A 20,627-nucleotide genomic window follows, 5' to 3' on the forward strand; every position below is an offset into this window, starting at 1 on the left:
GAAACCCACGGGGGTGGCGATGGATCCGACGGCACCGGCGCAGTACATACTCATCACGCAGTGTCTGCAGAACGACTTCTTCCTCAACCTGGACTGCCAGTTGTCCCTGCCGGACAGCGCGGTCTCCAAGCTGCTGCTGGACAGCGAGAGCGGTGCGGCCCTCCGCACGGAGGGCCACCGCAGGGTCCTGCCCGAGGCGGAGCTGCACCGTTCGCCGCTGGCCCGTTTCCTGGACGCCACCGTCGGCTCCCGGACGCGCGGACACGGGGACGGGGTCCTGCATCTGATCAACATCCGTGACTGGCATGTCCCGGGAGAGGCATACGACCTGGAGCGCAGGCAGTACGGGGCACACTGCGAGGCCGGCACCTGGGGAGCGGCGTACGTCGACGGGCTCACGGATCTGCTGGCTCCGGATCGGTCCGCCCCGGCGGACGGCGAGGACGGCTGGGGCGGCAGACTCCGTGTCCACCATGTGCGGTCCAACACCCTCTTCGACTTCCAGCACAGCTCCGGCGGACGTCCCGACCTCGGCGAACCGGCGCCGCTGACGACGCTGCTGGACGGTCTGCTGGGCGAGGGACGGCAGGAGACGGCGCATGTCGTGGTGATCGGTATCCTCACCGACATCAAGGTCCAACTGCTGCTGACCGGTATCCGCTCCCGCTACGACGTCCGGCAGCTCATGGTCTCCGACGCGCTCACCGCCAGCAGAACCCTGGAGCGCCATCTGACGGCCCTGGACTTCTGCCAGCGTGTGCTGCGTACCGAGGTGATGACCGGTCTGGCGGAGCTGGCCCGTTTCCTGGGTTCCCGGCCGGACGACGACCGGCGGCTGTCCCGTGGCGGGGACGCGGAGTTCGCGGGCTATTCCTCGTACATCCAGGACAAGCAGGGCATCCTGTCGTACGAGGACGCCAGGCTGCGGGACTACCGCATCCAGACCTCCGAACGCCTCCGGCGGGCGCAGCACACGGTCGGCTTCGCCAGCAAGTTCCTGCTGGGGTTGGGCACGTGTCTGCTGCTCACCGCGCTTGTGCTGTCGCTCGTCGGTGTCTTCCTCCCGGGCCGTATCGGGTGGCAGAGCCCCGCCGTGCTCGGCGCACTCGGTGTGGGGCAGATCGTCACGTTGTTCTTCACCCGGCCGGTCAGATCCGTGCAGGACGCGCTGGCGGAGGAGACCATCTACCGGATGATCCTGGAGAGCCGCAGTCTGAAGGTGGCGCTGGCCCGATTCCACATCACCACGGCGACCTCGCTCCGGCGGCATGACGATGTCGACGGGCAATCCGACGCGCTGGCACGGCAGTTGGAGATCCTGGAGAAGATCGACACAGCCGACTTCGAACGGCTCAAACAACTGGGGGTGACCCCGCGCGTTGAACCACCCGGGTCCGGCCGGTCCCCCAGAAGGAGCCGCGCGCAGGCTCCCTGAACACCTGGTGCTGCCGAGCGGCCACCTGCGGGGTGGCCGCCGGGTGGCCCCCTGCCGCGCGAGGGGGGCTCGCCGTCCCGTCGACCCCCGATTCAGGCACTACATTCGACGAGAGAGAATTCCCGGTCATCGCCCATGGAGGGACGGACAGCGCATGACGGCGTCGGCTCATCCGCATACCCGGGTCATGGTGGAACTCGGCGACCGTTCCTATCCCGTCGACATCGGGCCGGGTGTCCGGCATGCGCTGTCGGGGGTCATCGCGGGGCTCGGTGCTCAGCGGGTGGCGATGGTCTCCGCCCGGCCGGACGGCTGGCTGCCCGACCCGGGCGTGCCCTCCGTGGTGCTGCGGGCCCGTGACGGGGAGGCGGACAAGTCGCTGGCCACGGTGGAGGAGCTGTGCCGGGAGTTCGTCCGTTTCGGGCTGACCCGGTCGGACGTGGTCGTCTCCTGCGGCGGCGGGACCACCACCGATGTCGTGGGTCTCGCGGCGGCGCTGTATCACCGGGGTGTGCCCGTGGTGCATCTGCCGACCTCGCTGCTGGCCCAGGTGGACGCCAGCGTGGGCGGGAAGACGGCGGTGAATCTCCCCGAGGGGAAGAATCTGGTGGGTGCTTTCTGGCAGCCGTCCGCCGTGTTGTGCGACACCGACTATCTGCAGACGCTGCCCGCGGCGGAAATGCTCAATGGATACGGGGAGATCGCCCGCTGCCACTTCATCGGCGCCGGTGATCTGCGCGGGCTGCCGCTGCCGGAGCAGATCGCGGCGAGCGTGGCCCTGAAGGCGTCGGTGGTTTCCGCGGATGAGCGGGACTCCGGGCTGCGTCATGTGCTCAATTACGGCCACACCTTGGGCCATGCGCTGGAAATCGTGACCGATTTCCGGCTGCGGCATGGTGAAGGGGTGGCGATCGGCACGGTTTTCGCCGGCCGTCTGGCGCTGGCCCTGGGCCGGATCGACGAGGCGCGGGCGGCGGAGCATCTGGAGGTGGTGCGGGGTTACGGGCTGCCGTTCGCGCTGCCCGCCGATGCCGACCCGGGCCGTCTGATCGAGGTGATGCGGCTGGACAAGAAGGCGACGGACGGGCTCACCTTCGTCCTTGACGGTCCCGGCGGTCCCGAGCTGGTCTCGGGCCTCGCGGAGGAGACGGTCGCCACGGCGCTGGCCGGGATGGACCGGGCCGCCCCGTACAACCGCCCGTAGAACCGGACGCGGCTCAGTCCGGCAGCCCCCTGGCCAGCAGAACGGCGCCGTGCAGTGAGGACAGCCCGCCCAGTTGCGCGGGCCGGACCGGTGGCAGCGGATGCCCCGGGCGCCCCAGCGCCGCCGTCCGCTCGGCCACCATCGCCCCGAGCTCCGGCATCGCCGCGGCGAACCCTCCGCCGATCAACACGAGCGCGGGATGGACCAGTTCGCATACGCCGGTCACGGCAGCGGCCAGGGCCCTGCCGCTCTCCCGCAGCGACGCCACGGCCCATGGCTTCCCGTCGGCCACGGCCTGGCGCAGCGCGGCGAAGGTCACCTCCTCGCCCCGCCGCCGCGCCGCCCGGCGCAGGGTCGCCGGGCCCGAGGCCGCCGCCTGGACGCAGCCGCGCCGACCGCAGTCGCACAGCGGTCCGTCGCGGTCCACGACCAGGTGGCCGACTTCGCAGGAGCCGCGGCCCACGCCGGGGACGGGTATTCCGTTCAGCACGATGCCACCGCCGATCCCGGTGCCGACGCCGAGGTAGAGCAGATCGGGGCAGCCGGCCTCGTGTGCTTCGGCGAGGGCGGCCAGATCGCCGTCGTCGGCGCAGCGCACCTCGGCGTCGCCGAAGAGCGCGGACAGCGCGCGGCCCAGGTCCACTCCGGCCCAGCCGGGGCGGCCGGGCCAGGCGGTGACCGTGCCGGTGGCGTCGAGGGTGGCGGGCATCGCGACCCCGACACCGGTGAGCCGCTCGGGGGCGCCGGTGCATAACTCCGTGACGTGATGCGCCAGCAGGTCCAGGTCGCGGGTGGGGTCGCCGGACGTCATGACGTCCGTACCGTCCGGCTCGGCCCAGCGGAAGGAGGATTCGCTGATGCTCAGGTCGTCGTGTTCGAGGCGCAGCGCCACTTTGGTGCCGCCGACGTCGATTCCCAGATGACTGATGGTCGCCTCCCGGCTCGTCGGCCTTGGCGGTGTGGAGTGACGGCGGGGTGGCCGCTCAGTCCGGCACCTTCTCGAGCAGGGCGCGTGCGGCGAGCCGGTACCCCAGGGCGCCGAGCCCGAAGATGACGCCCGCGGCCAGCGGCCCCGTCACCGACTCATGGCGGAACTGCTCACGGGCCCAGACATTCGACAGATGCACTTCTATCCAGGGCCGCGGATAGTTGGCCAGTGCGTCCCGAAGACCCCAGCCGGCCATCATGAGCGCGGCCGGATTGATGATGGCGCCGACCGTGTCGTAGTTCCCCTGAATGGTGCGGATGATCTCCGCTTCGCCGTCGAACTGGTAGGAATCCACTTTCCAGCCGCGCTCCGCGACCTCTTCTCCGACCCAGCGCTCGATGTCCTGCAGCGTATCCGTGCCGTAGATCTCGGGCTGTCGCTTCCCGAGTATGCCGAGATTCGGTCCGTTCACCAACAACAGCCTGCTCAATGCGCACCTCGCCATGTGGGGTCGGCTGAATTACAGCGGCTCATCACGGAAGTGCATTTATAGCACGGCGCCCTTGGCCTCGGCCCGAGAGCATGGTCAACTCCGTTTTTAAGGGGGCTATAGGGGGGCCCTGAGGGGGAATGACGTTTGCCCCGTCGGCCGGTTAGCGTGCTAATGCGTCCGCCGCGGACCTGCCTCCATAACGCATTAAGGGAGTAGGGAAATCATGAGCAATGATGTGCGCCTGGGATCCGAGCTGCCCGCATGGCCTCAGTATGGTGACGAGGAGCGCGAGGGCCTCATTCGGGCCCTGGATCAGGGGCAGTGGTGGCGCATCGGGGGCGGTGAGGTCGACGCCTTCGAGGCGGAGTTCGCCGCGGCCCATGGCAGCGAGCACGCCCTCGCCGTCACCAACGGAACGCACGCGCTGGAACTCGCCCTCGAGGTGCTCGGCATCGGCGCCGGCACCGAGGTGATCGTTCCCGCGTTCACCTTCATCTCGTCCTCGCAGGCCGCGCAGCGACTGGGCGCGGTGGCCGTTCCCGTGGACGTCGACCCGGACACCTACTGCATCGATCCGTCGGCGGTCGAGGCGGCCATCGGCCCGAGGACCCGCGCCATCATGCCGGTGCACATGGCGGGTCAGATGTGCGACATGGACGCGCTGGACAAGCTGTCCGCCGACTCCGGGGTGCCGCTGATCCAGGACGCGGCCCACGCCCACGGAGCGCAGTGGCGCGGCAAGAAGGTCGGTGAGCTGGGCTCGGTCGCCGCGTTCAGTTTTCAGAACGGGAAGCTGATGACCGCCGGTGAGGGCGGCGCCGTGCTCTTCCCCGACGCCGAGATGTACGAGCGGGGCTTCGTCCGGCACAGCTGCGGACGTCCGCCCACCGACCGCGGCTACTTCCACCGCACCTCGGGCTCCAACTTCCGGCTGAACGAGTTCTCCGCCTCGGTGCTGCGCGCCCAACTCGGGCGTCTGGAGGACCAGATCACCACGCGTGAGCAGCGCTGGCCGGTGCTGAGCCGACTGCTCGCCGAGATCCCCGGTGTCGTACCGCAGTCGCGCGACGACCGCGGTGACCGCAACCCGCACTACATGGCGATGTTCCGGGTGCCGGGCCTCACCGAGGAGCGCCGGGCGAAGATCGTCGACGTGCTCATCGAACGCGGGGTGCCGGCGTTCGTCGCCTTCCGCGCGGTCTACCGTACGGACGCCTTCTGGGAGATCGCGGCGCCGGATCTGACGGTGGACGAGCTCGCCCGCCGCTGCCCGCACTCCGAGGCGCTCACCCGCGACTGCGTATGGCTGCACCACCGGGTGCTGCTGGGCAGCGAGGAGCAGATGCACGAAGTGGCCGCCGTCGTCGCCGACGTGCTCGCGAGCTCATGAGCACCCCGTCCGCCGGCGGGACGCCGATCCGGACCGCCGTGGTGGGGCTGGGGTGGGCGGCCCGCTCGATCTGGCTGCCCCGGCTCCTCCGCAACCCCGCCTTCACCGTGATCGCCGCGGTGGATCCCGACGAGCGCGGCCGCGCGGCCGTCACCGAGACGGCGGGCGCGAACCGGCTGCCGGTGCTGGCGGCGGTCCACGACCTCGATCCCGTGGAGGTGGACCTGGCGGTGGTCGCGGTGCCCAACCATCTGCACTGCGCGGTCGCCACCGAGCTGCTGGCCAAGGGCATTCCGGTATTCCTGGAGAAACCGGTGTGCCTGACCTCCGAGGAGGCCGAGCGGCTGGCCGCCGCGGAGCGCTCCGGTGGCGCGGTGCTGCTGGCCGGAAGCGCGGCGCGCTACCGCGCCGATGTGCGCGGGCTGTACCGGATCGCCGCCCGGCTGGGCCGTATCCGCCATGTCGAACTCGCCTGGGTGCGGGCGCGCGGCGTACCCGACCGGGGCGGCTGGTTCACCCAGCGGTCGCTCGCGGGCGGCGGGGCGCTGGTCGACCTGGGCTGGCATCTGTTCGACATCGCGGTTCCGCTGCTGGGCACCGCCGCGTTCCGGCACGCCATCGGAACGGTGTCGTCCGACTTCATCACCCAGCGGTCCTCGCGGGCCGCGTGGCGGGGCGACGACGGCGGCCCGGCGCTCTCGGGCGGCACCGATGTGGAGGACACCGCGCGCGGATTCCTCATCACCGACGACGGCCGTTCGGTCGTGCTGCACGCGAGTTGGGCCTCGCACGAGGCGCTGGACACGACGCGGGTCACGATCGACGGCAGCGCGGGCAGCGCGACCTTGCGCTGCACCTTCGGATTCAGCCCGAACCGCCTCGAGAAGTCCACCCTGACCCGCACCGTCGACGGTACGACCCGTCCGGTGGCCGTACCCACCGAACCGATCGGCACCGAGTACGACCGGCAGCTCGACATGGTTCCCGCGCAGTTGCGCGACCCGGCGGGGCGGGGCCGGGTGATCGAGGAGGTCCGACGGACCATCGGCGCCATCGAACGGGTCTACACCTCGGCCCGGATCCCCCAGGAGGTCCGGGAGTCGGTGTCGGCGCCGGTGTGACCGCACCGGGCGGCTGCCGCCTCACCCGCCGCCGTCGGCATCCGCTGTCACCTCACCCGCTCGTCGTCGTTATCCCCTGCCGCCTCACTCTGCTCGCCGTCGTCAACCCCTTCTCCGGACCGCCCTTGAGACCCGGACCGCCCCCGAGACCCGGACCGGCGGTCCGCCGAACCGGCCCGTACCACGGGAGTCTTCAATGACCAGCCATCCGATCAGTCACGGCGACCCGCTCTCCGGCGCGGGTACCGCCCCGGTCACCTCGGTGGTCTTCGACCTCGACGGTGTCCTCGTCAACAGCTTCGCGGTGATGCGCGAGGCGTTCACGCTCGCCTACGCCGAGGTCGTCGGCGAGGGTGAGCCACCCTTCGAGGAGTACAACCGGCATCTGGGCCGCTACTTCCCCGACATCATGCGGATCATGGGTCTTCCGCTGGAGATGGAAGCCCCGTTCGTCCGAGAGAGCTACCGTCTCGCCCACCTGGTGGAGATGTTCGACGGTGTGCCCGAGCTGCTGTCGGAGTTGCGCCACCGCGGGCTGCGACTCGCCGTGGCCACCGGGAAGAGCGGCCCCCGGGCGCGTTCGCTGCTCGACACGCTGGGCATCCGTGGCCAGTTCCACGTGGTCCTCGGCTCCGACGAAGTGGCGCGGCCCAAGCCCGCGCCGGACATCGTGCTGAAGGCGATGGACCTGATGGACGCCGACCCCTACCGGACCGTGATGGTCGGGGACGCGGTGACCGACCTGGCCAGCGCGCGGGGGGCCGGGATCACCGCCGTGGCGGCGATGTGGGGTGAGACCGACGAGAAGACCCTGCTCGCGGCGGAGCCCGATGTGATCCTGCACAAGCCCGCCGAACTGCTGGCGCTCTGCCCCGAGGTGACGGCTCCGTAGGTCCGCGCGCCACGTCCGTACCGATACTCCGCCCGGGCCCGGGTCCGCACCGGACCCGGGCCCGAGGCCGCCTTTGTGCCGGAAATCGGGCTGCTTTCGGGAACGACTGCCTGGTGTGCGTCGGGCGAGGGCGAACGTCGTGCTCCGGTGGTCGAGCCGGGCCGGACGGTCATCAGCACGACGACGATCGCCCAGAGGAGGTTGAAGACCCCGGCGGGGGTGACGGTGGTGACGTACGGGACGCAGCAGGTGGCGGTCGCCGATGGCCCGCCACCCGCCGCGTCCCGCATCGTCGTTGGGCTCAGCCCGCCAACCGCACGGGTTCCGCGGCCTTCTCGGCCGCGGCCAGCAGTGCGGTGATCTCCTCACGGGCGCGGGCCACACGGGAGCGCACGGTGCCGATGGGGCAACCGGTCGCGGTGGCGACGTCCGCGTACGGCAGGCCGAGCACCGTGGTGAGGAGGAACATCTCGCGGCGCGCCGGGGCGAGCGCCGCCAGCAGGTCCATCAGCGCCACCCCCTCGTCGAACCCGGGAAGCCCGACGGGCTGCGCCCGTTCGGCCACCTCCTGCCAGTCGTCCGCCTCCAGGGTGCGGGGGCGGGCGGCGGCCATGCGGTAGCGGTCGACGACCACCCGGCGGGCGATCGACAGCAGCCACGTCCGGGCCGATGAGCGGCCGGCGAAGCGCGAGAGCCCGGTCAGCGCCCGCAGATACGTCTCCTGCGCGAGGTCCTCACAGCCGTGGGGGTCGGCGCTGAGATGGAGTACGAAGCGGCGCACATCGCGGTAGGTGGCGCGGATGAAGTGGTCGACCGCGTCGCGGTCGCCGTCACGGGCGGCCAGCGCCCATGCGGTGACCTGACGGTCGTTCGCCGCGGTGGTGAAGCCGTGCACGGCTCTCATCGGTGCGGCGGGCAGCGTGGCGGAAGGCATCGTCACACGTCCTTCGGGTGGCGGTGAACGGCACACCGGCATGCGCCACCGGCCGCGCGTGAGCGCGGCGGGGCGGCGAGGAGCCGGCGGTGCCGACGGATGGGGCCGACGCCGGGCAGGCGCCGGTACTCCGCCCGTCAACCGGCACTCACCCCAGGTCGGGGCGGGGGAAGGACGGACGGTTCAGCGGACGGCGAACCGCCTCGGTGGCCCTCTGCGGAGAATGGCGTGCCGTAGCAGGACTTCGCGCGACCGACGGGCGAAGGCCGGTGCGGACGGCCATGCGGGCAGCGGAGTGGCGCCCGCGCCCAGGATGCGCAGGGCGAGGACGAGCGGGACGAACAGCAGGGCCGCGAGCGCGCGGCCGAGCCGGAAGGCGGCGCGCTCGCCGCGCCACAGCCACAGTCCGCAGATCAGCGCGGCGAGCAGGTGGGCCGTGGCCATGCCCGCCCCGCCGGGGCCCGCCCAGGGCCACGGCAGATGGCTCATCGACGGCGCGGCGGAGGACATCGCGTCCGTGCCATGGTGCATATGGCCCATGGCGCCACCGCTCATCGGGGCGGCGCCCATGTCCCGCATACCGGGCATCCGGTCGCCCATGGCGCTGCCCGCGGCGGGAGCGACGGTCATCTCCGCGAATCGGAACGCCATGTGCAGGCCGAGTTGCGCGACCACCGTCGCACCGGTCACGACCAGCGCTCCGCGTTCGCGCCCGGCGACCCACCACGCGGCGGCCGTCGTCCCGGCGAACGCGGCGGCCACGGCCCACACCGGCAGGGCGTCGCTGGACATCAGCGTGTGCCCGAGCGCGGTCACCACGACGCACACCGCCGCGAACACGGCGGCTCGTGCGAGACGGAAGGGTGGCCCGGCGGACATGGCAGCCATGGTGCCAGCCGTCGCCGGAGTGCGTGACGACGGCTCAATCTTCATCACGCCGGTGACAAGCGTGGCGGGTGGGCCGCCCCTGAATGAACCCATGTGAGCCAGTTCACAGATGATGCCCGGAACTCAGCCGTGTGTGCGGCCGACAACTCAACCGGCGGCCCGATACGCGTCCGCCTCCCGCCGTTGCCGCGAGCCAGGAGTCGTCCATGTCCGCTGAACCGCTCGCCCCGGCCACGGGCGATTCCCCGGATGATGCCGCCGACAGGCAGCCACACTCCCCCGCCGAGGCCGAGTCCGGCGGCGCCGGGGCCGGGTCCACGTCCGGCGGCGCCGGGTCCGGGGGGTCGGGGCCCGGCGGGTCCGTATGGGCGGGCCTGCGGCCGCTGGTGCTGCGGCTGCACTTCTACGCGGGGGTCTTGGTCGCGCCGTTTCTGCTGGTCGCGGCCGTGACCGGACTGCTGTACGCCGGATCGTTCCAGGCCGAGAAGCTGGTCTACGCCCACGAGCTGCGCGTCCCGGTCGGCGACCGTGAACTGCCGATCTCCCAGCAAGTGGCAGCCGCGCGCAAGGCCCACCCCGAGGGTGAGATCAGCGCCGTACGGCCCTCCCCCGAGGACGGCGCCACCACCCGGGTGCTGCTCTCCGGCGTCAGGGGCGTCGATCCCGACCACACGTTGGCCGTGTTCGTCGACCCGTACACCGGGAAAGTGCGCGGGGCGCTGGAGCAGTACGGCTCCACCGGCGCTCTCCCGCTGCGCACCTGGATCGATGAGTTCCACCGCGATCTGCACCTCGGGCAGACCGGCCGCCTCTACAGCGAACTCGCCGCCAGCTGGCTGTGGGTCATCGCCCTCGGCGGTGTGGTGCTCTGGCTCAGCCGTCGCCGTAAGAAGCGCACGCTGCGGGCGGTCGCGCTGCCCGACCGCGCCGCCACCGGCCGTAAGCGCACCATGTCCTTCCATGGCGCGGTGGGGCTGTGGGTGGCGCTGGGGCTGCTGTTTCTGTCCGCCACCGGCTTGACCTGGTCCACCTACGCGGGGGCCAACGTGGAGGACCTGCGCACCGCACTCGGCCAGACCACCCCGACCGTCTCGGCCACCGTCGGCGGCGGCGAACACGCCGGACACCATACGGGCTCCGGTTCCATGCCGGGCATGGACATGGGCGGTACGGACGAGGCGGCCGGGCACAGCGCCGATGTGGGCCTGGACACCGTGCTGGCGGCCGCCCGCGCCAAGGACCTGGACAACCCCGTCGAGATCGTCCCGCCCGCCGAGCCGGGCAGTGCGTATGTCCTCAGCCAGATCCAGCGGAGCTGGCCCGAGAAGCAGGACTCGGTGGCCGTCGACCCGGCCACGGGCGAGGTGACCGACGTCCAGCGGTTCGCCGACTACCCGGTGCTCGCCAAGCTCACCCGCTGGGGCATCGACCTCCACACCGGAAACCTCTTCGGCCTCGTCAACCAGATCGCCCTGGCCGCTCTCGCGCTCGCGCTGATCCTTCTGATCGTCTGGGGCTACCGCATGTGGTGGCAGCGCGGCCGCGCCTCCGCCTTCGGCCGCCCGATCCCCCGCGGCGCGTGGCGGCGGGTACCGCTGTACATCCTCGTCCCCCTGGCCGCGGCCACCGCCGTGATCGGCTACTACCTGCCCCTCCTCGGCATCCCGCTCGCCACCTTCCTGGCCGTCGACATCGTCGCGGGCGAGATCGCCCGCAGGCGCGGCGCCACGCCCGCCATCTGACTGGTTTGCCACCTCGGCAACAACCTTTGCGTCCATGGCGGACGGGGTCGCATGGTTGCCGTGGAGGTGGTCGACGTGACCGATGAGCTGAAGAACACCTATGACGTGGTGGTGATCGGCGGTGGCGCCGCGGGGCTGAGCGGGGCGCTGATGCTGGCCCGGGCGCGGCGGTCGGTCGTGGTGATCGACGCGGGCGCCCCGCGCAACGCCCCGGCTTCGGGGGTGCACGGGCTGCTGGCCCGGGAAGGGATCGGGCCGGCCGAGCTGGTGGAGCGGGGCCGGGCCGAGGTCCGCGGCTATGGCGGTCACGTGGTGTCCGGCGAGGTCGGCACCGTCGCCCGGGAGGAGACCGGGTTCCAGGTGGCCCTGGCCGACGGCCGGAGCGTCCGTGCGCGCCGGCTGCTGCTGGCCACCGGGCTGGTCGACGAGTTGCCGGACGTCCCGGGGCTGCGGTCCCGGTGGGGCCGGGACGTCGTGCACTGTCCGTACTGCCACGGCTGGGAGATCCGTGACCAGGCCATCGGCGTCCTGGGGAGTGGGCCGCTGTCCGTGCACCAGGCGCTGCTGTTCCGTCAGTGGAGCGACGATGTCACCTTCTTCTCCCACACCCTGCCGTCGCCGGCCGGTGAGGAGGCCGAGCAACTGGCCGCCCGTGGCATTCGTGTGGTGGACGGTGAGGTGGCGTCCCTGGAGATCGTCGATGACCGCCTCGTCGGCGTGCGGCTGACCGACGGCAGCGTGGTCAAGCGCGAGGCAGTGGCCGTCGCGTCGCGGATGGTGGCGCGCACCGGCCTCCTGTCGGCGCTCGGGCTGCGGGCGGTGGAACATCCGAGTGGTGGCGGTGAGCACATCCCGTCCGACGCGACCGGCCGCACCGAGGTGCCCGGGGTGTGGGTCGCGGGCAATGTCACCGATCTGGCCGCCCAGGTCGGTGGCGCCGCGGCGGCGGGCGCGGTCGCGGCGGCCCAGATCAACGCGGAGCTGATCGCCGAGGAGACCCGGCAGGCCGTCGCCGCACGGGCGCGCGGCGAGGTGCCGTTCTCTCCGGAGATGGAATCGCGGGTCTGCGAAGCGGTGTTGGGTGACCGCCGCCACGGCCTGTGACGGCGGCTCCGCACGGGCCACCGGCTACCTCCGTCGCCCGGGCCGGGGCCTTCGGCGGGCGGTCCCGGCCCATCGACGCGCCACAGGGCCGCCGCGGCCGGGAGACGGTGGCGGGAGGCGGTGGCCGGTAGGCGGTGTCAGTAGACGGTGAGGCCGTAGGCGCTCAGCACTTCCTGAATCGGCTGATAGAAGGTGGTGCCACCGGAGGAGCAGTCCCCGGAGCCGCCCGAGAGAATGCCGATGATCTTGTCGCCCGCGTAGAGCGGACCGCCGCTGTCGCCCGGCTCGGCGCAGATATTGGTCTGGATCAGGCCGGAGACGATGTCACCGCCGCCGTAGTTGACGGTCGCGTTGAGGGCGGTGACCTGACCGCAGCGGACACCGGTCGTGGCCCCCCGGCGGCAGACCTGCTGGCCGACGTGGGCGGTGGCGGTCCCGGTGACATCGACCGTTCCCACGGTCCCGGGGTGCGGAACGGCCGTGTTGGTGTACCGGACGACACCGTAGTCATTGCCCGGGAAGCTGGTCCCGGTCGTCGGGCCGACCGGAGTGGTCGCACCGGAGTCGGCGTACCAAGTGGGGTTGCCATCGGTGCAGTGGCCGGCCGTGATGAGGTAATACGTGGCGCCACTCTGCACGTTGACCCCCGCGGAGCAGCGGATCCCCATGGAGGAGTAGATCCCGTCGCCGCCCGAGAGGAGGGTCCGCAGCGGACCGTCGAGCCGCTCGACGGTGACGGCGCCGCGGAAACGCTCGGCGGTGCGGTCGAGCCTGGCCAGGTCGGCTCCCGGGACCGTGGAGCCGACGAGGACACGCAGCGTTGCCGTGCGCTCGTCCACGGTCCAGGCCGTGCCCGGGACATCCAGGGCTTCCACGGCCGAGGCGGCAGCGGACGCGGTCGTCGACACAGAAGTGGACGGGGGTGGGGGCGTGGACGGGGCGGTGGACGCGGAGGAAGCGGCCGCACTCGTGCCGACTGTCGCGAGGGCTGCCGTGGTGAACAGACCGGACATCGCGGCGATCAGCCGACCACGTCTCCTGGTACGGCGTGCTGTTCTCACCCGAACCTCCTTGAAAGGGCCGTCAGTTGGTCCAGCCGCCTCATTGTGCCCGCGTCCGGGCGGACGCGTAACCCACCTTCCCGGGTCGTCGAAAACCGCCCTTGATCAGCGCATTGATCGATCAAAACGATGTCGCGCTCTGCTTCTCGCCTACGATGAGGAGGATGTTATAAATGCCGATATGAGCCGATACGCTCGTGCGACCCGGAGTCGGCTGGGGCCCCGGTCGAAGGTGCGGAGCGTCGCCGGGCAGGCGTTCATCCTGCAGCTTCTGCTGACCCTGGTTCTGGTGGCCGCCGCAGTGGTGGCCGTCGCGGCGGATGCCCATAAACACAGCTCAGTCGATGCTCGCCGACGATCCCTCGCGGTGGCCGAGACGCTCGCGCACTCCCCCGGAATGGCGCGGACCATCAGCAACGACAAGCCGACGGCGCAGCTCGAGTCCCATGCGGAGGCGACACGTAAGGGCTCCGGCGTCGACAGCGTCGTGGTGTTCAACACTCATGGCATCCGCCTCACCCACCCCGAGACGCCCATGATCGGCAAGCGGATCGTCGGACCGGCCGGGCTGGTGCGGGACGAGCTGAGCGGAAAGACGATCTCGGCGACCTTCCGGGCCAGCCAGGGCCCGTCCGTCGTTTCGGCGGTCCCCGTCACCAGGGCCGACGGGACCTTCATCGGCGGAGTGTCGGTCGGGGTCAGGGTCCAGAGCGTGAACAGCGCGGTGGACCACCGGCTGCCGCTGCTGCTCGGCAGTGGCGCCGGGGCGCTGGCCCTGGCCACGGGCGGGACGGCGCTGATGAGCGGGCGGGTGCGGCGGCAGACCCATGGCCTGGGCACGGTGGAAATGCGGCGGATGTACGAGCACCATGACGCGGTGTTGCACTCGGTCCGCGAAGGGGTGCTGGTCCTGGCGGAGGACGGGCGGCTGCTGCTGGTCAATGACGAGGCCCGGGGGCTGCTCCGGCTGGCTCCGGACGCGGAGGGGCGGCACATCGGCGAGCTCGGCCTGGAACCACACCTGACCGAGCTGCTGACGTCGGGACGGCGCGTCACGGACGAGGTGCACCCCTGTGCGGACCGGCTACTGGTGGTCAATATGCGGTCCACGGACCGTGCGGGCGATCCCGCCGGAAGCGTGGTGACGCTGAGGGACACCACCGCCCTGCGGGTGCTGTCCGGCCGGGCCGAGGAGGCCCGTGAGCGGCTGAAGCTGCTGTCCGACGCCGGGGTGCGGATCAGCTCCTCCCTGGAGCTGACGGGCACCGCCGAGCAGCTGGTGGACGTGGCCGTCCCGCGGTTCGCGGACATCGTCACCGTGGAGCTGCTGGAGCCCGTCCTGCGCGGCGAGGAGCCCGAGCCGCCGTACGAGCCCCTGGCACCGCACCGGACCGCCGTCGGCGGGGTTCCCCCCGAAGCCGCCGCCTTCCGCGTGGGCGAGCGGGCCGTCTACGCATCCGCCACACCGCAGAGCCGCGCCGTGCAGGCCGGAGCCGCCGTCCTCCAGGCCGATCTGACCGGCACCCCCGAGTGGCCGGCCGGATACGGTGCCGAGGCCCGGCACCTCCTCGACCGCGGGGTCCACTCGCTGATCACCGTCCCGCTGCGTTTCCGCGGCGTCACCCTCGGCCTGGCCACCTTCTGGCGGGCCCGGCGCGCCGAGCCGTTCGACGAAGCGGATCTGGCGATCGCCGGGGAGCTGGCCGTGCGCACGGCCGTGTGTGTCGACAACGCCCGCCGCTACGCCCACGAACATGCCATGGTCGCCGCCCTGCAGCGCACCCTGCTGCCCAGCGGTCTGCCCGATCAGGACGCCGTGGAGGTGGCGTCCCGCTATCTGCCCGCGCAGGGCGCGGTGGGCGGAAGCTGGTTCGATGTGATCCCCCTCCCCGGCGCGCGGGTCGCGCTGGTCGTCGGGAAGGTGCCCGGGCAGGGCGTGCACGCCGCGGCCACCATGGGCCGACTGCGCACCGCCGTGCAGAACTTCTCGGCCCTGGACCTCCCCCCGGACGAGCTCATCTCCCATTTGGACGAGCTGGTCACCCGTCTCGACCTGGAGCATGACGCCGACTCGCACGGCGGCCGGATCACCGGCGCCGGGTGCCTGTACGCGATCCATGACTCGGTGTCGGGTCGTTGCACCATGGCAAGGGCCGGCGATCCGGGCATCGTCCTGACCCGCCCGGACGGCACCGTGGACATCCCCGCGATGCCCGCCTCCCCACCCCTGGGCCGGAGCGGAGAGCCCTTCGATGCGGTCAGCCTCTCGCTGCCCATCGCGAGCCGCCTGGTGCTGTACACCAACGGTCTCCTCCAAAGCCACGGCCGAACCGCCGGCACCGGCCTGGACCTGCTGCGCCACACCCTCAAGGCCGAGCCGGACCTCGGCCCGGACGAGACCTGCCGCAGCCTGTTCCACACCGTGCTTCCGGACCGTCCGAGCGATGATGTCGCACTGCTGGTGGCCCGCACCCGCCTGCTGGACCCGGAGAACGTGGCCGAGTGGGATGTGCCGTTCGACCCGGCGGCGGTCGCCCCGGCCCGCGCCACCTGCGCCCGGACACTACGGGCGTGGGGCCTGGAGGACGCCGTGTACCCGGCCGAGCTGGTCATCAGTGAACTGATCACCAATGCCCTGCGGTACGGCACACCTCCCGTGCGCATACGCCTGCTGCGCGACCGCGACCTGATCTGCGAGGTCTCCGACGGCAGCAGCACCTCACCCCATCTGCGGCGGGCCGCGACCACCGACGAGGGCGGGCGCGGGCTGTTCCTCATCGCCCAGTTCGCCCGACGATGGGGTACCCGCCACACCCCGGACGGCAAGGTCATCTGGGCCGAGACGGCCCTGGACGGCCGCTGAGCGATGCACACCGTGCACAGCCCGTTGACGTCGCGGGGCCTGGGCCGGTATGCGGCATGGCTTGGCTTTCCCGGCCGGGTGATCGAGACTGTGATCATGCACGAAGGACAGGGCCGCCGGGAGTACATCGTGACGTCCGACCCCGAGGCGGTGGCCCGCGTGCGGGCCTCCTTGCTGCGCACTCTGCCGGTGGCCGCATGGGCCGGAGTGGCCGGCGCCGTGCTCATCGCCTCGGTCGTGGTTCTCCTCCTCTTGTCCCTCGGTTCCAGCGCCTCCCAGCTGTGGGTCCTGGCGTTCGCCTGGCCGGCGGCCTTCCTCTTCTACGACGCCAGGTGCCGGTTCGCCGCCATACGGCGGCTGAAGAGGACTTGGGCGGTGAAGGAGGTGTCCCCGGTGGCGATGCACCTTTCCGCCGAGGGCCTGCTCTGCGCCATCGACTCCGCCCCCGAACCCGTCTTCCTCCCCTGGTCCGCGATCGCCCGGGTGCGGGTGACGGGCCAGGGCCTCAGCGCGGTGCGGGTGGATCTCACCCCCGGCGTATCCGCCACCACCCCCGGAGTCAGCGGACTGCACCAGCCCGAGGCCCGGATGCGCATGCGGCGCACCTGGAAGGGTGGGGCGCGGCTGCGCTTCGCCGTCTACGCCCTCCGCCAGCCGATCAGCGAAATCGACCAGGCGCTCGGCCACTTCTCGAACGGACGGATCGGTATCCGCTGACGCGGGGCTCTGGGCACACGGGGCCACGTTGCGTGCTGTTCCGGGGGTGGTTTCATGGAATGAGAGAGATCCGTACGGCGAGTATCTGCTGGGAACGGACCTCAACCTCCTGACCTGGGAACGGACCTCAACCTCATGACCAAGGTCGTCCGAAACCTCGAAGGGAAGAAACGTCCGCGCAACGCTCCTTGGTACACGCTGTATCCCCGACGGGCCTTCTCTCACGTCGGAGGGGCACTGGGCAGACGCTGGCGAACCTTCAGGACCAACCGCGAGGCGAGCCGCAGTATCCTTCCGAACCGAAGTTGGCGCGGATGGCGGCCCTCCTTCGGCCGTCTCGTGCGCGTCTACGCCTATGCCGGGACGGCCCTCCTCGCCCTGTGGCTGGCAGCGGTCATCTACGACTCGGTCAACGGGGAGAAAACGTGGTTCCAGACCATGCAGCGGAGCACGTGGTTCGCCACCACCACCCGCATCGTCGGACCGCCACTGGCGGCGTCCTTCGTCCTGACGCTCTTCCTGATCTACTGGTATCACAAGACCAAGAAGCCGATCGTCGACAAGGCGAGATCGACACCGCACGATCTGGTCCCTACCGCGGGAACGCTCATCGACCGGATCGTCGGGCGCCGGGAGCTCTCCCAGGTCATCGCCCAGACACTCCGCAACCGTAGAACGCGTCGGCCATATCTACTGGTCGGCGGGGTGGGGGTGGGCAAGACCGCGGTACTGGTCGAGCTCACTCACATGCTGGCCCAGCAGGCCGCCGTTCCCGTGCCCATACGCCTTCGCGACATGGACGAAGACGGAGATCTGGACTTCGAGAAAATGGCCCGGCGCCGCTTGGCGGAGGAAGCGGACCAGGGGGTACTGGCCAGCGGCCAGTTCGACAAGACCTGGCGGCAATTGCGTCTCGATGACAAGGCCGTCGTCATCGCGGACGGGCTGGAGGAGGCCCTTCTCGACAAGGAACACCAGGACGACCGCGACAACATCATCCGCCGGGCCATAGACCGGGCGGCCCGCCAGAAGCTGCCCCTGGTCATCGCCTCCCGCCCGCATCCGCCCCTGGAGGGCACGCGGGCGGTGATCGCCGACCTGGAACCGCTGAGCGAGGAAGCGGCACTGGAGTACCTGGTGAGGGACTCCTCCGGGGTCGATGAACGCCGTCTGGACTGGATCGTGGAGACGGCCAATGTCTCCGACTCGCCGAGCTATCTGCAGATCGCCCGCCTCCTTCAGGAACGCGGTCTGCTGGAACACATGGCCCTGCGCGAGGAACCCGACCGCCTGGACACCCGCAGCCATGACTGCGCCACCCTCAGACTGTGGCTCCTGGACACCTACCGGAAGGCAATCGAAAACGGCCTTTTGTTCGACAAGTTGGCGATGGACCGCCAGGAGCGCCAGGAGACGATATGCGTGATCTCGGCCCTCGCCTGCCTAGGGCTAGTGCGGGACAGCCTGGAGGTGACGTTCGACGACTTGGTCGAGACGGACACGGATGACCTCGACGGTGGTGAGGAGCCGACGGATGAGCGTCTGGCGGTCTCCGAGAGGCAGCGTGCCTCCATCTGGGAAGCTCTCGTCAACGAGTTCGATGAAACGGCACATTGGCTGAAGCCCGCAGAGCATCCGAACGCTTGCAAGACCGAATTTTCCCGCTACGCCAATAATGGACAGCTGCTCGGGCTGGTGATGGCCCACGAGAACAAGGTGCGTTTCCCGCACAGCATCATCCAGGCATATCTAGGATATCGCCTGCTGCATCATATGAACGACGGTCAGCTACGTCAGGTCGTCGAGTCCGCCCTCAGCAGCCCGGGTCCTGCCCGCGAATTGCTTATCGCACTGGTACTGCTTTCTCGTCATCGGGCGGCGACCGGCCGCACCCAGCCGACTGCCGCATCGCGACCCGCCCCCGCCTCCCCGAACTCACCCGAAAGGCAAACGAAACTTTCGGCTGTTCTTCGCGAAGCCGCCAAAGGGCGACAGGATTCCAAGTTCTTCGATCTCTATTCCGCGGCCCTGGACATCGACAGTGTGGATCCCGAATCCGAGCAGACCCACATCGCCGATGAGCTCGCTTCCGCATGGCCCCAACTGGCCATCAGAGGTGACCAGCGAACCGTCGAGGAGGCGAAGCTCACGTTGGTGCGCCACTTCGGAGCGGCTCTCCGCGAAGTGGACCGCCGCAGGTCGGCCCGACGCTCCACCCAAAGGCCGGGTGCACTCCCATCTTTGCCGTACAGTCAATTCTTCGACATCGGCACTCACGAGCCCTCCCATCCGGTCCGGATCGCCATCACGCAGGAGATAAGCTCGGGCGGCGACTCAGCCTTCAGCGCCCTGCGGAAACACTTCCCCTTGGGGGCCGATCCCGTACTGCAGTACCTGAGGAAAACACGCCAGGCCAAACGGACATTGAACGACGAATACACAAAGTGGCTGGAAAGGGGAGCTCACGACGCCGCCGGCCCCGATGAAGCGGGAAGACGAGAACAGGAGCACGCCCGATTCGTGGCGGGCTACGAGAACGACAGGGCCACATCGTGGCGGCACTTCGCCCTGAGAGCCTGGCTCCTTCCCATGATGGTCGGTTCAGTCTCCGAGAAGTACCGCGACGAGGCGAAGGAACGGCTGGAAATCTGGTTGCAGCACCTCGCGCCCAGGACCCACCTCCGCAACCCGTTGATGCCTCGTGCTCCGCACGGAGAGCCGGACCTGCCCCTCTCGCTGGAGAACGCTCTCGCCCGGGGCTTCAAGAACGCCGCCAACCGCAGGCGACGGCACCCCGACGTCTGCGATGAGACCCTGCCCTATCTCGTCAAGCAGGCCGAGAAGATGTTGACGTACAGCCGCTGCTGGTACGCACAAGTCACCTTGTTGCATGCCTTGTGCCTATGGGCGCTTCCCGACACCATCGGACGCCCACCCGGGCCAGGCACGCCCGAGCGGCGTCGGCGGGGCCATGTGCGGACAGCGCCCACAGATCATGTCCTGGACGGCGATACGAGGTCACAGTCCCAAGGGGACGACCCCGTGCGATCGGTGACCCGTTGGCTTTCCACAGCGGGCACCGCATACGACACGCCCACTCCCACCAGTGCCCACTACGAACACCATGCCGACAGGCTTCTGCACCCGTTCGTCGCCGAGGCCGGTGACCTGGTGACACTGGCCCTCGAGACCGGACATCCCGAGCGATTCCTGTGGATCGATGAGAACCGGGCCATCTACAACGTCGGTTCCACCCCGGCCGACCCCGAGCGCTACCGCAAGCACAACCTGTGGATCGCCCCATCGGTGGGCTGGAGCACCCTGCATCCGCGAGCCCAGCGACTCGTCGCCGATGTCCTCGTCATGCTCAATCTCACGGAGCGCAACGGTAACCCGGACGAGGTCGAAGAACGTCTGAGGCGGGCCACCAAGGAAACGCTCCCGCCCTGTCTCACGCATGATCGCAGCCCTCTCCACCCCGAGCACAGCATCGGCCGGGCGGATGGAACCGAGCCCGGGGCCACCTGCCTGCCCACCTGCCACTTCCGCCTGTGCCCCTACCCTCCCAAGGGCGGTAGGACCCAAACGGAGATGGAGGAGCCCTTCTGCCGACAGCAGCAGGCGCTACTCCACAGCCGCTTCCGCTGGCGCCCCCCAGCTGTCAGCCGCCACACAGCTCCGTGGGTGAGCATTCCCATCAGAGAGCTGCACGGTTTCTGGGAAAAAATGGCCAACCGCAACCGCAAGTCCGCTGGTCAGGAACCACACGTCTTCTGAGCGCCGGCTGATCGAGGCGGCCGCCCGCGTCGCCCGGCCGGCGGGAGCCCACGGAGGGGCGCCGGAAACACCATGTCC

Annotated in this window: 15 protein-coding genes; 10 read left to right on the forward strand and 5 right to left on the reverse strand. The window is 70.3% G+C overall.

Annotated elements, in window-relative coordinates; all coding sequences use genetic code 11:
- Window positions 1–19 precede the first annotated feature (19 nt).
- Both STRVI_RS24805 and STRVI_RS24810 read left to right on the forward strand, forming a co-directional pair.
- Entirely contained in the window at window positions 20–1,435 is a 1,416-nt protein-coding gene (locus STRVI_RS24805) for a hypothetical protein (protein WP_014058378.1), read from the forward strand.
- Between the two features lie 154 nt (window positions 1,436–1,589).
- On the forward strand, window positions 1,590–2,639 hold the full coding sequence (locus tag STRVI_RS24810; protein ID WP_014058379.1) for a 3-dehydroquinate synthase family protein: 1,050 nt from the start codon (window positions 1,590–1,592) through the stop codon (window positions 2,637–2,639).
- A gap of 13 nt (window positions 2,640–2,652) precedes the next feature.
- On the opposite strand, the gene STRVI_RS24815 is transcribed toward STRVI_RS24810, so the two are convergent.
- Both STRVI_RS24815 and STRVI_RS24820 read right to left on the reverse strand, forming a co-directional pair.
- A complete protein-coding gene (locus STRVI_RS24815) occupies window positions 2,653–3,567 on the reverse strand; it encodes an ROK family protein (RefSeq protein ID WP_050993744.1) in 915 nt (304 codons plus the stop codon).
- A 55-nt stretch (window positions 3,568–3,622) separates the two neighbouring features.
- Window positions 3,623–4,072, reverse strand: coding sequence for a type II 3-dehydroquinate dehydratase (locus STRVI_RS24820; RefSeq protein WP_014058381.1), 450 nt, complete (start codon window positions 4,070–4,072; stop codon window positions 3,623–3,625).
- A gap of 211 nt (window positions 4,073–4,283) precedes the next feature.
- Between STRVI_RS24820 and STRVI_RS24825 the strand changes: the two genes are divergently transcribed.
- The 3 genes from STRVI_RS24825 (at window position 4,284) to STRVI_RS24835 (ending at window position 7,463) form a co-directional block, all read left to right on the forward strand.
- Complete coding sequence (locus tag STRVI_RS24825; RefSeq protein ID WP_014058382.1) at window positions 4,284–5,450, forward strand: DegT/DnrJ/EryC1/StrS family aminotransferase; 1,167 nt, start codon at window positions 4,284–4,286, stop codon at window positions 5,448–5,450.
- Window positions 5,447–6,571: a Gfo/Idh/MocA family protein gene (locus STRVI_RS24830; protein WP_014058383.1), complete on the forward strand. Its 1,125-nt coding sequence runs from the start codon at window positions 5,447–5,449 to the stop codon at window positions 6,569–6,571. Before STRVI_RS24825 ends, STRVI_RS24830 begins: the two co-directional genes overlap by 4 nt.
- Window positions 6,572–6,767: 196 nt before the next feature.
- Window positions 6,768–7,463 carry an HAD-IA family hydrolase gene (locus STRVI_RS24835; protein WP_014058384.1) on the forward strand — a complete coding sequence of 232 codons (696 nt, stop codon included), beginning with the start codon at window positions 6,768–6,770 and terminating at the stop codon, window positions 7,461–7,463.
- Window positions 7,464–7,764: 301 nt separating this feature from the next.
- On the opposite strand, the gene STRVI_RS24840 is transcribed toward STRVI_RS24835, so the two are convergent.
- Both STRVI_RS24840 and STRVI_RS24845 read right to left on the reverse strand, forming a co-directional pair.
- A complete protein-coding gene (locus STRVI_RS24840; protein ID WP_014058385.1) occupies window positions 7,765–8,397 on the reverse strand; it encodes a sigma-70 family RNA polymerase sigma factor in 633 nt (210 codons plus the stop codon).
- A gap of 183 nt (window positions 8,398–8,580) precedes the next feature.
- Window positions 8,581–9,276 (reverse strand): hypothetical protein, encoded by a 696-nt coding sequence (locus tag STRVI_RS24845; protein WP_063644408.1) that lies wholly within the window; start codon window positions 9,274–9,276, stop codon window positions 8,581–8,583.
- A gap of 215 nt (window positions 9,277–9,491) precedes the next feature.
- Between STRVI_RS24845 and STRVI_RS24850 the strand changes: the two genes are divergently transcribed.
- On the forward strand, window positions 9,492–11,027 hold the full coding sequence (locus STRVI_RS24850) for a PepSY-associated TM helix domain-containing protein (RefSeq protein WP_014058387.1): 1,536 nt from the start codon (window positions 9,492–9,494) through the stop codon (window positions 11,025–11,027).
- A 51-nt stretch (window positions 11,028–11,078) separates the two neighbouring features.
- Window positions 11,079–12,131, forward strand: a complete 1,053-nt coding sequence (locus STRVI_RS24855) for an NAD(P)/FAD-dependent oxidoreductase (protein ID WP_014058388.1) — start codon at window positions 11,079–11,081, stop codon at window positions 12,129–12,131.
- 137 nt (window positions 12,132–12,268) lie between these two features.
- On the opposite strand, the gene STRVI_RS24860 is transcribed toward STRVI_RS24855, so the two are convergent.
- On the reverse strand, window positions 12,269–13,192 hold the full coding sequence (locus STRVI_RS24860; protein ID WP_014058389.1) for a S1 family peptidase: 924 nt from the start codon (window positions 13,190–13,192) through the stop codon (window positions 12,269–12,271).
- 181 nt (window positions 13,193–13,373) lie between these two features.
- On the opposite strand from STRVI_RS24860, the gene STRVI_RS24865 reads away from it, so the two are divergent.
- From STRVI_RS24865 to STRVI_RS24875, 3 genes are all read left to right on the forward strand, one after another.
- On the forward strand, window positions 13,374–16,055 hold the full coding sequence (locus STRVI_RS24865) for a SpoIIE family protein phosphatase (RefSeq protein ID WP_014058390.1): 2,682 nt from the start codon (window positions 13,374–13,376) through the stop codon (window positions 16,053–16,055).
- Between the two features lie 96 nt (window positions 16,056–16,151).
- Window positions 16,152–16,772, forward strand: a complete 621-nt coding sequence (locus STRVI_RS46535) for a hypothetical protein (RefSeq protein WP_150112914.1) — start codon at window positions 16,152–16,154, stop codon at window positions 16,770–16,772.
- 135 nt (window positions 16,773–16,907) lie between these two features.
- Window positions 16,908–20,549: an ATP-binding protein gene (locus STRVI_RS24875; RefSeq protein WP_014058392.1), complete on the forward strand. Its 3,642-nt coding sequence runs from the start codon at window positions 16,908–16,910 to the stop codon at window positions 20,547–20,549.
- Window positions 20,550–20,627 lie beyond the last annotated feature (78 nt).

The organism is Streptomyces violaceusniger Tu 4113, assembly GCF_000147815.2.
Taxonomy (GTDB): domain Bacteria; phylum Actinomycetota; class Actinomycetes; order Streptomycetales; family Streptomycetaceae; genus Streptomyces; species Streptomyces violaceusniger_A.

What these genes read in the sequence shown, in the direction of transcription:
- STRVI_RS24805 (WP_014058378.1), top strand. Translation starts at nt 20, where the DNA reads ATGGATCCGACGGCACCGGCGCAGTACATACTCATCACGCAGTGTCTG.
- STRVI_RS24810 (WP_014058379.1), top strand. Translation starts at nt 1,590, where the DNA reads ATGACGGCGTCGGCTCATCCGCATACCCGGGTCATGGTGGAACTCGGC.
- STRVI_RS24820 (WP_014058381.1), bottom strand. Translation starts at nt 4,072, where the DNA reads ATGGCGAGGTGCGCATTGAGCAGGCTGTTGTTGGTGAACGGACCGAAT.
- STRVI_RS24825 (WP_014058382.1), top strand. Translation starts at nt 4,284, where the DNA reads ATGAGCAATGATGTGCGCCTGGGATCCGAGCTGCCCGCATGGCCTCAG.
- STRVI_RS24830 (WP_014058383.1), top strand. Translation starts at nt 5,447, where the DNA reads ATGAGCACCCCGTCCGCCGGCGGGACGCCGATCCGGACCGCCGTGGTG.
- STRVI_RS24835 (WP_014058384.1), top strand. Translation starts at nt 6,768, where the DNA reads ATGACCAGCCATCCGATCAGTCACGGCGACCCGCTCTCCGGCGCGGGT.
- STRVI_RS24840 (WP_014058385.1), bottom strand. Translation starts at nt 8,397, where the DNA reads ATGCCTTCCGCCACGCTGCCCGCCGCACCGATGAGAGCCGTGCACGGC.
- STRVI_RS24845 (WP_063644408.1), bottom strand. Translation starts at nt 9,276, where the DNA reads ATGTCCGCCGGGCCACCCTTCCGTCTCGCACGAGCCGCCGTGTTCGCG.
- STRVI_RS24850 (WP_014058387.1), top strand. Translation starts at nt 9,492, where the DNA reads ATGTCCGCTGAACCGCTCGCCCCGGCCACGGGCGATTCCCCGGATGAT.
- STRVI_RS24855 (WP_014058388.1), top strand. Translation starts at nt 11,079, where the DNA reads ATGGTTGCCGTGGAGGTGGTCGACGTGACCGATGAGCTGAAGAACACC.
- STRVI_RS24865 (WP_014058390.1), top strand. Translation starts at nt 13,374, where the DNA reads ATGAGCCGATACGCTCGTGCGACCCGGAGTCGGCTGGGGCCCCGGTCG.
- STRVI_RS46535 (WP_150112914.1), top strand. Translation starts at nt 16,152, where the DNA reads ATGCACGAAGGACAGGGCCGCCGGGAGTACATCGTGACGTCCGACCCC.
- STRVI_RS24875 (WP_014058392.1), top strand. Translation starts at nt 16,908, where the DNA reads ATGACCAAGGTCGTCCGAAACCTCGAAGGGAAGAAACGTCCGCGCAAC.